The sequence below is a fragment of the Pantoea sp. genome (assembly GCF_039594315.1).
Classification (GTDB): domain Bacteria; phylum Pseudomonadota; class Gammaproteobacteria; order Enterobacterales; family Enterobacteriaceae; genus Pantoea.
Genome location: NZ_JBCNNP010000001.1, coordinates 39389 through 54901, shown reverse-complemented (window position 1 = coordinate 54901; position 15513 = coordinate 39389). Strand labels below are relative to the sequence as shown.

At 54.4% G+C, this 15513-nt stretch carries 12 protein-coding genes; 10 read left to right on the top strand and 2 right to left on the bottom strand.

Going from position 1 to position 15513, the window contains the following annotated elements; genetic code table 11:
* Positions 1–26 precede the first annotated feature (26 nt).
* Positions 27–1733 carry a nitrilase-related carbon-nitrogen hydrolase gene (locus ABDW13_RS00210; RefSeq protein WP_343550354.1) on the bottom strand — a complete coding sequence of 569 codons (1707 nt, stop codon included), beginning with the start codon at positions 1731–1733 and terminating at the stop codon, positions 27–29.
* The gene (locus ABDW13_RS00205) at positions 1733–3226 is read right to left on the bottom strand and encodes a cytosine permease (RefSeq protein WP_343550353.1); all 1494 of its coding nucleotides are present in this window, start codon (positions 3224–3226) and stop codon (positions 1733–1735) included. Before ABDW13_RS00205 ends, ABDW13_RS00210 begins: the two co-directional genes overlap by 1 nt.
* Positions 3227–4058: 832 nt before the next feature.
* Between ABDW13_RS00205 and ABDW13_RS00200 the strand changes: the two genes are divergently transcribed.
* From ABDW13_RS00200 to ABDW13_RS00155, 10 genes are all read left to right on the top strand, one after another.
* Positions 4059–5645 (top strand): arylsulfatase, encoded by a 1587-nt coding sequence (locus ABDW13_RS00200; protein ID WP_343550352.1) that lies wholly within the window; start codon positions 4059–4061, stop codon positions 5643–5645.
* A gap of 54 nt (positions 5646–5699) precedes the next feature.
* Entirely contained in the window at positions 5700–6992 is a 1293-nt protein-coding gene (locus ABDW13_RS00195; RefSeq protein ID WP_343550351.1) for an anaerobic sulfatase maturase, read from the top strand.
* Entirely contained in the window at positions 6992–7990 is a 999-nt protein-coding gene (locus ABDW13_RS00190; RefSeq protein WP_343550647.1) for a MoxR family ATPase, read from the top strand. The genes ABDW13_RS00195 and ABDW13_RS00190 overlap by 1 nt, the downstream gene beginning before the upstream one ends.
* Positions 7990–8916: a DUF58 domain-containing protein gene (locus ABDW13_RS00185; RefSeq protein WP_343550350.1), complete on the top strand. Its 927-nt coding sequence runs from the start codon at positions 7990–7992 to the stop codon at positions 8914–8916. The genes ABDW13_RS00190 and ABDW13_RS00185 overlap by 1 nt, the downstream gene beginning before the upstream one ends.
* Entirely contained in the window at positions 8897–9337 is a 441-nt protein-coding gene (locus tag ABDW13_RS00180; protein WP_343550349.1) for a DUF4381 family protein, read from the top strand. Before ABDW13_RS00185 ends, ABDW13_RS00180 begins: the two co-directional genes overlap by 20 nt.
* Positions 9330–10307, top strand: coding sequence for a VWA domain-containing protein (locus ABDW13_RS00175; RefSeq protein ID WP_343550348.1), 978 nt, complete (start codon positions 9330–9332; stop codon positions 10305–10307). Before ABDW13_RS00180 ends, ABDW13_RS00175 begins: the two co-directional genes overlap by 8 nt.
* A complete protein-coding gene (locus ABDW13_RS00170) occupies positions 10304–11830 on the top strand; it encodes a VWA domain-containing protein (protein WP_343550347.1) in 1527 nt (508 codons plus the stop codon). Before ABDW13_RS00175 ends, ABDW13_RS00170 begins: the two co-directional genes overlap by 4 nt.
* Positions 11827–12843, top strand: a complete 1017-nt coding sequence (locus ABDW13_RS00165) for an oxygen tolerance domain protein (RefSeq protein ID WP_343550346.1) — start codon at positions 11827–11829, stop codon at positions 12841–12843. Before ABDW13_RS00170 ends, ABDW13_RS00165 begins: the two co-directional genes overlap by 4 nt.
* Complete coding sequence (locus ABDW13_RS00160) at positions 12843–13850, top strand: HAD family hydrolase (protein WP_343550345.1); 1008 nt, start codon at positions 12843–12845, stop codon at positions 13848–13850. Before ABDW13_RS00165 ends, ABDW13_RS00160 begins: the two co-directional genes overlap by 1 nt.
* Before the next feature lie 65 nt (positions 13851–13915).
* On the top strand, positions 13916–15490 hold the full coding sequence (locus tag ABDW13_RS00155) for a mechanosensitive ion channel domain-containing protein (protein WP_343550646.1): 1575 nt from the start codon (positions 13916–13918) through the stop codon (positions 15488–15490).
* Positions 15491–15513 lie beyond the last annotated feature (23 nt).

Sequence of the window (15513 nt, the reverse complement as noted above, 5' to 3'; positions counted from 1 at the left end):
GTCGCCAAAATTGGCGACCCTGCAAGTTATTGTGGATCGCGCATTACCAGCGGTGTGTAGAAATGGGGTTGACGCATCAGCACCAAATCTTTGCGGCGCACCACATGATTAGGATAGGCGCTCTCAGCCAAACCGGTACTCATGGCTAAACAGGCAACGCCATCATCACGCAACACTTTGCTTTCGCTACGCGGGAAGGCGAAGGTATCCGGGCCAAATACGCCACTTAGCCCAAAACTTTCACCTGCCGCTTCGGGCCAATTGGCAAACGCCAGCCACAAATTGTTTTCTCCGGCGCGCACGCGCGGCAACAGCCAATGATAAGGATCGGCACCGCGTGGAATCGGCCAACTGTGTGGAATTACCGTGCCTGCATGCGCCAGCGGCGTTGGCGTATTCAGCGCGGCCGGGCAGGCGATGATATCGCAGCCTTCCAGCGCCAAAATGCGTCCCGCTTCCGGCACCAGCAAATCTTCACCGAGCAGTAAACCTACGCGCCCACAGGGCAGATCGCAGGTTACCCATTGATCGCCCGCGCTGGCCCACTGTTTATCGGCATCGCTAACGTGAATTTGACGGTAATGCGCGCCCAATCCGGCGCTGCTCGCCAGTATCACGCTGTTGTAAAACTGGTTACCCGCGCGCTCGGCAAATCCCACCACCAAGGCGATATCCAACTCCATCGCCAGTTTGATCACCGCCTGAATCGGCGCATCATCCAGAGCCAGCGCATTCATTTTGCCTGCGTAGCCGGTTAAGGCATGTTCCGGCAGCACCAGCAACTCGACGCCGCGTGCTTTGGCCTGTTCAGCCCAGCTGCGGATGTGCTGCAGATTGGCGGCAACATCATTTTCCGGGCGGAATTGCGCCACTGCGATGGTTGAATCTTTGGCAGTTGGCAACGGATCGTTGCCGTACAAGCCGAAGAAGTCCTGCGGATTCCACATAAAAGTGTTGGTCATCAGCCGCTGATACAGTTCAGGACGACGTTTTTTCAGTAGCGGATTATCTTGCGGCAAGGTCAACTCGGCACTTAACACCTGATCGCCACTGTCGCAGCTTGCTAGTAATTTTCCATGACTATCGCTGATGCAACTGCCGCCGCTGAACTGCACGCCGCGTTCCCAGCCCCAGCGATTACTTTCAATCAACGCACAACCGTTTTCCCAGCCGCGCGTGAGCCAGTAAGGTGCAGGCGTACGTTCGGCCAGCCAATTGCTGATGTGGCAGATAATCTGCGCGCCGCCCACCGCTGCGAGACGCGCGGTTTCGATAAAGTGAATATCCATGCAGATCAGCAAGGCGATATTGCCGATTTCGGTCTCAAATACTTGATGGCCGTAATCGCCGTTTGCCGCCCATTTCGGTTCGGAAATGTACGGATGGGTTTTGCGATGCACGCCAATCAGCCCTTGCGGGCCGATCAGCAATGCGCTGTTGTAGTAGATATCAGTGACCGCGTCACGTTCTGGCATGCCGAATACCAAATAGCAGTTAAATTCACGCGCCACGGCGGCAAACGCCTGACTAGTTGGGCCGTCAGCGGTTTCCACGTATGGGGCAACTTCCGCGCGATCCTGCCAGCAATAACCGGTCGTCGCCATTTCTGGCATCACGATCAGCCGAGCGCCATCGCGTGCAGCTTTGGTGGAAAGCGCCAGCAAGCGCGCCACGTTCTCTTCTTTACGAAAAAGCGTCGGTTCAAACTGGATGGTAGCGACTTTGATGCTCATTATTCAGCCTCCTTGCTCAGCACACGATTGAACGCCGGTTTTGGCCCTTGATAGGCATCAGACGGTTTCCAGTTGGTCGGCATATCCTGCGGGAAGGTTTTGAAGTAGTAGCGGCCACGCGTTGCGGCACTGATCGCCACGTGCAATACCGGGCCAACCAGCATGGCGATAAACGAGGCGTAAACCATTGGATAAGCGCCGAGAACGCCTGCTGCACCAATTGCCACCGCCACACACAAGGCAATCACGCCAGAGGGATTCCACATGCGCAGATACTCTTTGCGGAACTCAACGAAATCCGACGGGGCCAGATGCAGCACTTTGCGGCATACGAAGTAATCAGCAAGGATAATGAACACCCACGTGTTAGTGAGAATGCCGGTAATCGACAAGAACGTACCGGTGTACTGCAAGATGTTGCAGACGTAGAACACCACGCCGAGCAGCCATACCAGCAGCATCCACCATTGACGACCTGGACGGTAGTTGAACGCCATATCCATAGTGTTCGACAACGCGATTGAACCGGAATAGAGGTTCAGCACGTTGATACGAATTTGCGTGATCACGGCAAACAATACGCCGGTCAGGCCAATAATCAGCGGGAAGACAAAGCCAGGATCGAGCGCCAATGACCAAACATCGGCACCTTCAATGTGCGGCATCAGCGTGTAGGCCATAAACGCACCAAACAACATCACCACCACGATTGGCAACAGCATGCCGAGCATAATCGTCGCGGTGCCTTTGTGACTGATGTTCGGACGCGCGAAGCGGCCATAATCGGTTGCCATCAAGCCCTGGAACACAATCTGACCGTTTGCCATGTTCATCACCAGCCACAGCGCGTTGCTATCCACTTCGCCTTTTGGCTGCCAGCCGCTGAAGCCGACCGAAGGATAATGATGCGTCAGTTGATAAATGCAGAAGCCAAACAGCAGGATGAAGATCGGCACGCCCCAGGTTTGCAGGAATTGCATTGAGGACATGCCTTTCCACACGAACCAAATCGCTGCCAGCCCCATCAACGCAAATATCGCGATGCCCGCCACCGAATTAACCGGCACGCCAGCATAGTTGGCAATCGCATGTGAGACGATGGTGCCTTCAAACAGGAAGTAGAAGATGAAGTTGATGGCGTAGATTAGCGAGGTGAAGGCCGATCCCATATAGCCAAAGCCCAAGCCGCGCGTCATCAGGTTGAGCGATAAACCCTCTTTGCTGGCCATTTTCATGATGCAGGAACCAATGATGGTGGCGAAAACCACCATGTAGCCAATCGGCAACAGCAGCAGCGGCCAGCCGACCTGGTAACTCATATCTGCACCGAGGCTGAACCAGAACATCGCCGTTGAGTTGCCGAGCAGCACCAGAATAATGGCGGGAATCGGCCAGCGATAATGCGTTGGTACGCGGCCGACCGCGTAATCTTCTACCGCTTCCGCTTCGGTAATGTCTTGCGGTCCCTGAAACCACGCTTTTAACTTGCTCATAGTTTTACTCCAAAAAAAAGCCCCGCCGACAGCATTGCCGGTGGGGCTTCTTCGCCTGAAATCGATGTATTGGAGTGACATGCAGCCACAAACCGCTTACCAGACTACGGCGCCTGTTCCTGCGAGGCAGGATGCGGTATGGAGAGCAAAGCAATTGGCATGCCAGATTGTGAATGGCGCTGAATCAGCAGTTTTGGCTGATTAATCGGATGTTGCTGCGTTAATTCGGTGCGAGCTGCACCGAAATGAGGCTTGCCCAGAAGTGACTGGATTACTGCTCAGTAAAATCCGAAAACAGGCAAGAGATGCATGCCAACGCGATTTTATTTTTTCATATTAAGTTTTATTCAGAGTGATTTTTATTAACAGCTAAATAAAAAATACAGATTTAAATCAAATTGATAATTAAAAATAAACAAATGGGACATCGAAAAGATAAAGTTTGATGGACATCATAATTTTGAGAATTGGCGAATTTGTCCATATGTTTCAGCTTGTGAAGATTAAGGGCTTTACTACTGTTTAAAGCGAAATGTTTTATTTAATCCACACCATTTCACCATTCCATAATTCTGACCTCATTTCGCAGTCCTTTTCCAGCCGAGCCTGGTTGGTTTCAAACACAGGAAAAATTCAATCTGACTTACTGTCGGAGGGGATGACGTGTGCAAAAAAAACAATATGCGCCACTTCTCCACGCTGAATTTTATCTTAAGCAACAACGTGCAACTCATTAACTAAGGAGGTGAAGAGATCGGCAGTTTATGACCATTTCCAGGCGGACAACTATTAGTCCAGCCGTTCAAGGGCCTATCAAAAAGTGGAGTGCAAAATGTCTCGAATGCCTTTTTGCAAAACGATGTTAGCCTCAATGCTCTCGGTTGCCTGTTGCTCTTTCAGTGCGCAAGCCGCACCGGACAATAGCCAACCTGCTACCGCGCCCGAACAAAATAAGGGCAAACCCAATATTGTGGTGATCTTTGGTGATGATATTGGCTATTGGAATCTCAGCACTTATAACCAGGGAATGTTGGGTTATCAAACGCCAAATATCGACAGTATTGCCGCCGAAGGGGCGAAATTCACTTCCTATTACGCCGAGCAAAGTTCCACCGCTGGCCGATCATCATTTATCACCGGACAAATGCCATTCCGCACTGGGATGAGTAAAGTGGGGATGCCTGGCGCGCCGCAAGGATTGCAGAAAGAAGATCCCACCATCGCCAGCATACTCAAGCAGTTGGGCTATGCCACCGGCCAGTTTGGTAAAAACCATCTTGGCGATCGCAACGAATTTCTGCCGACCGCACATGGCTTCGATGAGTTCATGGGCAACCTTTATCACTTAAATGCGGAAGAAGAACCGGAGAACCCGGACTATCCGCAAGATCCGGAATACAAGAAACAGTTCGGCCCGCGCGGCGTAATTAAGTCCACCGCGGATGGCAAAATTGAGGATACCGGACCGCTGAATACCAAGCGTATGGAAACGGTGGATGAAGAGACGCTGGCGGCCAACAACGACTTCATGGAAAGACAGGTGAAAGCCAACAAGCCGTTCTTCACCTGGTACAACACCACGCGTATGCACAATAAAACCCACATTAAACCGGCTGATAAAGGCGTGACCGGATTGGGTGATTATGCCGATGGCATGGTGGAGCATGACAAAATCATCGGTGAAGTGCTGAAGAAGATTAAAGATCTTGGCATCGAAGATAACACCATCGTGGTTTACACCACCGATAACGGACCGATGACCGCCACCTGGCCGGATGCCGGTATCACGCCATTCCGCGGTGAAAAAAACACCGGTTGGGAAGGTGGCTTCCGTGTACCGGCGATGATCAAATGGCCGGGGCACATCAAACCGGGCACGCTGGTTAACGACATCATTGGCAGCAACGACTGGTTCCCAACGCTGGTGGCCGCTGCGGGTGTGCCGGACATCAAAGAGCAGTTACTGAAAGGCTACAAAACCACCGCGATGACTTACAAAGTGCATCTTGATGGCTACAACCAACTTGATTACCTCACGGGTAAAACTCAGGACGATCCGCGTAAAGAGTTCTTCTACTGGAGCGATGACGGCGATCTGCTCGCGATGCGCTATGGTCGCTGGAAGGCGCACTTCATGATTCAGGAACATAGCGGTATGGACGTGTGGAAATACCCGTTCGTCAAACTGCGTGTACCGCTGATCTTTGACCTGAAAATCGATCCGCTGGAAAAAGGCACCGATGGGATGGATTACAACCATTGGTTCTATGATCGTCTGTTCCTGCTGGGCGGGGCGCAGAAATACGCTGCGGAGATGCTGCAAAGCTTCAAAGATTTCCCTCCACGGCAAAAACCGGGTTCATTCACCGTTTCTGATGTACAGAAAATGATTGATGAAGGCAGCCCGGCCACTAACTGATGCTCTGACCACCACGCCGGGTGATGTGATTCACCCGGTATTCAGGAGGCGATCATGAAATACAGCACCACTGTGCCAGTTAAACCCCTGCCGACGGCGGAAAAATTTAATGGTAAAGGCCCGGCGTACACCCGTCGTTTTCATGTGATGGCCAAGCCAACCGGATCGCGTTGCAATATCGACTGCAATTACTGTTTTTACCTGCATAAAGAGCAGCTGCTGGAGCAGGACAGACATAGCGGCATGAGTGATGAGGTGCTGGAAACCTTTATCCGGCAATACATCGACAGTCAGGATGGCGAACAGGTGGTATTTTCCTGGCAAGGCGGCGAACCGACGCTAATGGGGTTGGAATATTTTGAAAAAATCGTCGCGCTGCAACGCAAATACCAAAAGCCCGGCCAGCGCATCGAAAACGATTTGCAGACCAACGGCATTCTACTGAATGACAACTGGGCACGTTTTCTGCGCCAACACCATTTTTTGGTCGGGATTTCCATTGATGGCCCGGCAGAATTGCACGATCGCTATCGTGTAACGCGCAGCGGGAAACCCACGTTCGAGAAAGTGATGGCTGGTGTGGCGGCACTGAAACGCCATCAGGTGCCCTTCAATGCGCTGGTCACCGTTAACCGCACCAACGCGCGCTTCCCGCTTGAGGTCTACCGCTTCCTGACGCGTGAATTGGGTGCCACTTATATTCAGTTCAATCCCTGCGTTGAACCGGTGGATTTCAAACACACCGCACCACAATTCTGGCGTGATGACACCATTCCACTTACCGGTTCACGCCGTGCGCGCCCCGGCGACCTCGACTCCATCGTCACTGATTGGTCGGTGGACCCGGATGATTGGGGCCGCTTCCTGATTGCGGTTTTCGAAGAGTGGGTGAATAACGATTTAGGTCGCGTGCAGGTCAATCTGTTTGAAACGGCGGTGGCGCAGACCATGGGCATGCCAGCGCAGATTTGTATCACCTCGGAGTTTTGTGGCAAAGGGCTGGCGATTGAGAAAAACGGCGACATCTTCTCCTGCGATCATTACGTCTATCCCGAATACAAACTCGGCAATGTGCAAAGCACCAAACTGGCGCACATGGCGTTTTCCGAACGGCAAAAAGCCTTTGGCTTAGGTAAGCGCGATACCTTGCCCGCCGCTTGCAAACGCTGCCCGTATTTAAAACTCTGTTATGGCGAATGCCCCAAAAACCGCATCGTCAGAAGCGAAGAGGGCGAACTGGGCATGAATTATTTGTGCCCCGGCATTAAAGCGTTCTTCGATTATGCGCAGCCGATGTTGGTTGGTATCGCAACTTTGCTGCAACGCCAGCCGGTGGAGCAAGCATGATGAATAACCGTGAAAAGCTGCTGGCGCTGGAAGCCAGCATGAACCAACAAGTGATTGGTCAGCAGGAGCTGGTGCGGATGTTGATTGTGGCGCTGCTGTGTGACGGACATGTATTGCTGGAAGGTTTACCGGGCTTGGCGAAAACCCGTGCCGTTCGCGAACTGGCGCGCCATATCGAAGGTGAATTTCGCCGGATACAGTTCACGCCGGATCTGTTGCCTTCGGACATTACCGGCAGCGAAATTTATCAGCAGAACGCCACGCGCGAAGAGGATCAGTTCCGGTTTCGCCCTGGTCCGGTGTTCGGCAACATCATCCTCGCCGATGAGATCAACCGCGCCTCTGCACGGGTGCAATCGGCGCTGCTTGAAGCGATGGAAGAGCGCCACGTTACCGTAGCGGGAAAAACCTGGCCGCTGCCGGGCATTTTCATGGTGCTGGCGACGCAAAACCCGGTCGATCAAGAGGGCACCTGGCCGTTGCCGGAAGCGCAGCTGGATCGTTTTCTGATGAAAGTGATGGTTGATTATCCGTCAAAAGAGAATGAGCAGCTGGTGATGCAGTTGGTGCGCGCTGAGCAACAGGCCAAATATCAGGCAACTCCAGCGGCAAGCTCTGCCGCACAACGCGACGCGTTACTGATTAGCCAGCAGGATATTGCCGCTTGCTGGCGCGATATCGCCTCAATTTATGTCGCGCCAACGGTTGAACAATACATTGTCAATCTGGTGGAAATGACGCGCCATCCTGAACAGGTCAGTGAAACTTTTGCCAGCTATATTAGCCTCGGCATCAGCCCGCGCGGCACGCTGGCGTTGGATCGCTGTGGCCGCGCCAGCGCCTGGCTGGATGGGCGTGATGCGGTGTTGCCTGAAGATATTCAGCGCATTGCTCCGGCGGTGCTGCGTCATCGTCTGCTGTTGAGCTATCAGGCCAATGCTGACAACTGCACGCCAGATCAGGCGATTGGCATGCTGCTCAACGCAGTGGTGGCGTAATGGCAACTCCGCTTACGCTTGAACTGGCCGATTTGCTGGCGCTGGCGGCTGACGCACAGCGCCTGGATAATCCACCAGGACAGATTCCGCCCGGCGCGCTGACTGGCGAACGCGTATCACGGCAACAAGGGCGCGGCTTGAACTTTGACAGCCTGCGCCGCTATCAGCCGGGTGATGATGTGCGGCTGATTGACTGGAAAGCCACAGCGCGTCTGCGCTCACCGTGGATTCGGTTGTACAACGAAGAGCGCGAGCGTCCGGTGTTTATTCTGCTCGATCAACGTCTGGATATGTATTTCGCTACCAGCTTGCAGATGAAATCGGTGGCGGCGGGCAACATCGCCGGGTTGCTCGCCTGGCGCAGTTGGCATGACGGCGACCGCTTAGGCTGCGCGATTTTAGGTGATGATGAACTGGCGCTGCATCCCTGCCGCGCGCCGAAGCGTAATCTGATGCCAATCCTCAACGACATCCAGCGCATCAACAGCACGCTTCCTGAACATTATGCGCAAAATCATTCTTCAAGCGTGTCGCTATCTCAGGCGCTCCAGCGCATCGTCGCCTTGCTGCCGTCCGGCAGTTGGCTAGGGATTATCAGTGATTTTCACGATCTTGATGCGCGTTGCGATGCGGTGCTGGCTCATCTTCGTCGCCGCTGTGAGATTACTGCGTTTGTCACGCTCGACGACCTTCATCGCCGCCTGCCTGCGCGGGGACAACTTGGCGCTTATTACCACGACGTTAACACGACGATCTCGCTCTCCACGCAACTCGGCGAACGCATCAATCACAGCGTGACCGAACGCCTGGCGCAGCAGCAGCGGCGATTGCAACGTGTTGGCGTCAAGGTCAAAACCATCGTCACCGGTCAGGCAGTGCTGACGCAGCTTCAGCAGGAGGACGTGCATGCTGGCAAAAGGATTTAGCACGCCGGAGCTGGCACATCCGGCGCTGCCAGGAAAAGTATCATGGTTTCCGTTGCCGCCCGGCTGGACGCTGCTGGGCGTGCTGCTCTTGATCGCGATTATCATTGGCGCGTTGCTGTTACTTGCACGTTACCGGCGTGATCGCTGGCGGCGCGAAGCGCGCAAACAACTGGCGCGACAGCAGCAGGTTGATGGCTGGCTGTTATTAATCAAACAGGTGTTGCTGGTGCAGCATTCACGCGCTGAAGTCAGCCAATGGCAAACGCCGCAACAGCTGCTGGCGCATACCTCGCTGGATGATGAGGTGCGGAACCTGATGTGCCGCCGTTATTGCCAGCCGGATAATCAACTGGATGCGGAGACCAATCAGCGGGTTGCTGGGCAAATGCGCCACTGGCTGGAGAGTTTGCCTCATGTCTGAATGGTTATCACGTATCGATTTTGCCTGGCCGTGGGCCTTCTTATTGCTGTTTTTACCGCTGCTCACTCATTTTCTCATCACGCCGCAGCCGCAGGTCAGTGAGCAGGTGCGCGTGCCGTTTCTGCCGGTTCTGGCTCAAGAACTGCAACTGACGCAGGCGGCGCCTAAGCCCGCCATCGCGCAACGTATGTTGTTTTGGGCTGTATGGGTTTTGCTGGTGTTTGCGCTGGCGCGCCCGGAATATCTGATGCCGCCTAAAACGCTGATTAAACCGATGCGCAACATCGTACTGATCCTTGATGTGTCTGGCTCGATGGAAAAGAACGACGGGATGAATGGCCAAACGCGGCTGCAAGCGGTGCAGCAAACGGTACGCAGCTTTATTACTCAGCGCAAAAATGATCGCATCGGCCTAGTGATTTTTGCCAGCCAGGCATGGCCGTTTGCGCCGATCAGCGAAGACAAACAGGCGCTGCAATTTCGCATCAACCAGCTCGCACCCGGCATGATTGGTCAACAAACCGCTATCGGCGACGCGTTAGGCGTGGCGGTAAAATTGCTTGATCACAGCCTGGAAAGTGATGCATCGAAAATGGCGATTTTGCTGACCGATGGCAACGACACCGCTTCAAAACTAGACCCCAAAGTCGCGGCGCAGTTGGCGGCATCACATCACGTGATGGTGCACACCATCGCCTTTGGTGATGAAAACAGCGATCAGCAAGACAAAGTCGATACCGTGTTACTGGATAACATCGCTCATGTTACTGGTGGTCATGCATGGCGAGCCGCCACGCAACGCGATGCGCTGGCACAGGTGTGGCAACAAATTGATGCGCAAACGCCGGAACAGGTCAAAACGCTCGGTTTGTCGTGGCATCGTCCACTGTTTGCCTGGCCGTTATCTTTGGCGTTAACGCTGATGTTGTTATCCGGAGTGTTCAGCATGGTTGCGAGGCGACGCGCATGAACGACTTTCACTTCCTTTATCCGTGGCGATTAGTGGGATTGCTGCTTTGCCCGCTGCTTTACTTCGGGTTCCGACAGGCGGGCAGCGCATGGCATCAGATAATGGCGAAGCCCTTTGCTCAGGCGTTAATTAAAGGCCAGCGTAAATCGGCACGTCAGGCGCTGCCGTGGTTAGTGGGTTTTGGCGTGCTAGCATTGGCCGGGCCGAGTTGGCAGCGTGAGTTGCCCGCGGCTTTTACGCCGGAAAATAACGTGATGGTGGTTTTACAGCAGGATCTCAGCATGCTGGCGCAAGATGTACCGCCGAGCCGACATCAGCGTATGCAGCAGAAAATTGCCGCACTGATGACGCAGTTGCCGGGTAGCCATTTTGGCCTGGTGGTTTACAGCGGCAACGCCTGGCTCACCACGCCGCTGACCAACGATAGCGATTTCTTCTCACTGTTTTTAAACGCGCAGCAGCCGACATTACTGCCGCAAGAACCCGGCGCAGGATTACAGCGCGCCGTTACGCTGGCGCAAAACAATCTCCCGCAGGCAGCCGATGCGCCTCGGGCCATTATCCTCATCGCCGATCATCTGTCGCCGCAAGAGCTGGATTGGCTGAAGCAGCAGAATTTGCCGTTGCAAATCTGGGTGCCTGGCACGGCGCGTGGCGGCAGCTTACCGGATGAGTTCGCTGCGCAGGGCATCGATACGCGACTCAACGTGACGCAATTTGAGCAGGCACGTGATGCCGGTATTCCGGTGACATTGGTCTCAGCCGAGGACGACGACCTGGCTGCCATCCGTAACCACATCCAGCAAAGCGTGACGGCGCAGCAAAACAGTCGCGAAGATTTGCAATGGAAGAACAGTGGTTATCTGCTGGTTATACCGATGCTGTTATTGCTACTGGTGTGGCGACAACAGATGTTGTGTCTGCTGGTGCTGATTCTGCCCGCGATGCTCTATTCGCCGAACAGTGCAGCATCCTGGCTGGATGCCTGGATTCGTCCCGACGTACAAGGGCAGTTTGCTTTTGAGCGCGGTGAATATGGCGCGGCGGCCAATCATTTTCACGATCCTTTGCGGCGTGGCATCGCCTTCTATTACGCACAGGATTATGTCGCGGCGCTGGGCGCGTTTCGCCAGTTAGCGCCAAGCGCTGAGAGTTTGCTGTGGATCGGCAACTGTTATGCGCAGCAGAAATCCTGGCAACAGGCATTGAACAGTTACGATCAGGCGTTGAGCCTGAAACCGGAATGGGCGATGGCGCAGCAGAACCGGGCGAAGATTGCGCAGATCATCATGCAATTGCGCCAGCAGGAGCGGGATCGTCAGGCCGATCAGCATGAACAAAAAGATGAAGATCCCGATGCGATCAAACACGATCTCAAACCCGATCAGGGCGTCAATCAACGGGATATCAAACCGATTGCCGCTGCCGCGCCCGCGGCGGAGCAGTGGTACAACAACCTCACGCTTTCACCCGGTGGTTTACTGGAAAACCTTTATCATGCAACCCCCGCGGAGCAACCATGAAGACGCTGCTGTTGGCTTTGCTGGTGTTGTTATCTCTGCCCGCGCGAGCGGACATGAACATGACGCGCGAACTGGTCGCGCCAGCGCATCTGGTGCCGGGGCAGCCGGTGACTGTTGCCATCACCTTCTGGACCGACAGTTGGTTTAATCCGCCGCCGCAGTGGCCGGAAATGGTGATCGAGAACGGTAATCTCCTCAGTACGCCGCTGCCAAATCAGCTAGTCACCCGCAATAGCGGCGGCGTGAGCTGGAGCGGCATCCGCATGGAGCGGCAGATCCTGACATGGGATCAAGGCAGTTTGCGCCTTCCCGCGGTGGATGTGGCGATGCAATCCGCGAATCAACCACCGAAAACCGTGTCGTTGCCCGAGCTGGCGAAAGCGGTGGTTTGGCCGGTTGATGTGCGCCAGCCGGATCGATTCTTACCCGCTAGCAAACTTGAATTGACGCAACAATGGAAAATCTATCGCGCGGTAGAGGATAAGCAGTTGCATGTTGGTGATGTGATTGAGCGCGTTGTCACCCTGCGCGCCAACGACGTTATTGCCGCGCAAATTCCGCAATTGCTGTATGCCATTCCCGGCACCGACACGCAGCGCTTGCCAGCGGCGAACAGCGATCTGACACAGGGCCGCGATGAAATTGTCGGCGCACAGCGTCAGGAACGGCTGCGTTATTTGCCGGCACAGCCGGGTGAATTGACCATCCCGCCACTGCGCCTGCGCTGGTGGGATACACGACAACAACAGTGGCAACTCGCCGAACTGCCCGGCGCGCATTATGCCTTTGCCGCCGCACGTTCGGCGGGCAGCGAACAGGCGTTGAAAGCGCGTCCGCCGTTCCAGTGGGAAGCGTGGTTAATCTGGGGGGCGATTTTTTTGCTGTTGCTGCTGCTGGCGTTGTTGTTCCGTCATCCGCTTGGGCGGGCCTTACGCCGCGTTGTTGCACTTACGCATGATTTTTGGCGCGTGGTGGCATTGCCCGATCTCACTCCAACTAAAAGGAAAAGATAATGAAAAGCGCATTACTCGCCTTGCTGTTGACGTTACCGCTGGGAGTGGCTTGCGCCGCTGACGATCCACTCAGCAGCTGGAATGAGGGACAAAGCAAGCAAGCGATTGAAAAGTGGGTGGCTGAAGCGACACAAACTAATGGCAAGAATTTCATTCCACTTGATCAGCGCTTCGTGGTGTTTGATAACGATGGTACGTTGTGGCCGGAAGCGCCGCTGACCTTTCAGTTGCAGTTTGTGCTCGATGAAATTAAGCGTTTGGCACCACAACAGCCGCAGTGGAAACAGGATGCGTTGGTGCAAGCGGTGATCAATAACGACCTGAAAAGCGTAATGCAATCAGGTAAGAAGGGCTTGATGCATCTCATGACGCTGACCCACAGCGGCATGACCACCGACGACTTTGCACAGCGCGTGAGTCATTGGGTTGAGACGCAGCGCCATGCACGCTTTGGCTGCCGCTACGATCAGCTTGGCTATCAGCCGATGCGGCAATTGCTGGATTATCTGCGCGCCAACGGGTTTAAAACCTGGATCGTTTCCGGCGGCGGCATCGATTTCATGCGCGTGTTAGCGCAGAAGATGTACGGCATTCCGCCCGAACAAGTGGTGGGATCGTTCTCATTGAGTGAATTCTCGATCAGCGACAACGGCACGCAATTGCGTAAAACGCTTAATGGGGCGTTTTACGATGACGAAGTGATGAAGCCGGTCGCCATCCATCTGTTTATGGGACGGCAGCCGGTGGCTGCGTTTGGTAATAGCGACGGCGATGTGCCGATGCTGCAATACACCTCGGCTAATCCACATTACAAAACCTTTGGTTTGCTGCTGCACCACACCGATGCCGCGCGGGAGTACGCGTATGACGTTCATCCACCCGCCAGCGGCAAACTGGTGAAAGGACTTACGCTGGCAACGCAACAGGGTTGGACGATCGTGGATATGCAGCAGGACTGGAAAACGGTGTTTGATCCGGCACAGTGCGTGCCGGAAAAAAATCAGTAACTGACGACAACACGGTTTCAGGAGAATGTATGAAGAGTGCATTGGCGTGCCTATTCAGTTGCCTGATGTTGCTAATTGTACCTTGGGTGCAGGGTGCCGAGCCGCGTCAGGCACCATCGCCGCAAGAACAGGCCAGGACGTTAACGCTACTTAATCAGCCCGTTGTCATGCTACAGGCCAAATTTGGTCTCACTACGCCGGAAGAGCGGGTGCAGCGCATCGTTAGTACCGTTCGAACACTGAAAGATAATGACCTCACTCGGCCCGTTGAAACCCACGATTTAACCCGTTATGGCCAGCCCGTCGTGCTGTTTTCGATTAACGGCAAACCTTTTATGTTGTTGGCGCAAGGCGATCTCGATGAAGGGGATGACTTGACGCTGGCGCAAGCGGCGGAACGCGTTCGGCAGCGTCTGGATGCGCTGCGCCTTTCGCTGGCAGAACAATATTCGTCCCACTATCTGCTGCTCTCCAGCGGCAAGGCGCTTTTGGGGGCGCTGTTGTTGGCGGCATTTATGCTGTTTGGCCTGCGTTCTCAAGGATGGTTGAAGCGCAAATATGCGGCGCGACGCGTTCTGCCACAACATCGAGTGCCCGGCACGTTGCGGGCTTTTCTCGGCCCTATCGAAGTGCGCTTATACGCGCTGGTTCTCACCTCAGCCATTATTGTGGCGTTTTACCTTTGGGTGAGTTGGGTGCTGCGACTGTTCCCATGGACGCGTATTTGGGGCATCGAGTTAGGCGGCTATGCATTGGCGCTATTACAAGGGCTCGGATTGGCGGTGCTATCCGCGTTGCCGGGCATCGTGATTGTTGCAGTGATATTTGCTGTTACGGCATTGGTAACGCGCCTGCTCAGATTGGTTCTCAGGCGTGTCGAGACCGGACAATTGCATTTGCCGGGCCTGCATCCAGATACCGTTGGCGTGACGCGCAAACTGATCAGCGTGGTGATTTGGTTATTCGCTTTATCGGCGGCCTATCCCTTTCTGCCAGGCGCCAATTCGCTGGCCTTTAAAGGCATCAGCGTGTTCTTTGGCTTGATGCTGACTTTGGGTTCCGCTGGCGTAATGAATCATGCCATGAGTGGCTTGGTACTGACATATTCGCGGGCGTTGCGTAAAGGCGAAGTGATTCGAATTGCGGAACACGAGGGCGTAGTGAGTGAGGTTGGTATGCTGGCGACCAAGATCGTCACACGGGAAAATTACGAAGTCACGGTACCGAACGCGGTGGTGGTCAGTGGCAGAATTGTCAATCTTAGTGCCACGCTGAAAGGCGAGGGCATCAATATGACCACCAGCGTCACCATTGGCTATGACACGCCGTGGCGACAGGTTGAAGCCATGTTGGAACTGGCGGCTCATCGCACATCCGGCCTTCAACATGACATTCCGCCCATTGTGCGTCAGTTGGCATTGCAGGATTGGTACATCGCCTATGAGTTGCAGGTGCGAATTAACGCGGGCGAATCACTGACGGGGGTACGAAGTACACTGCATGGCCATATTCAGGATGTGTTTAATGAGTTTGGCGTACAGATCATGTCGCCTAACTTTATCAGCCAGCCCGAACAAGCGGTAATGGTGGCGAGAAATAACTGGTTTACGCCACCGGCTAAAGCGGATGACAGCAAATAAAAAAGGGTGCTGAGATAAGCACC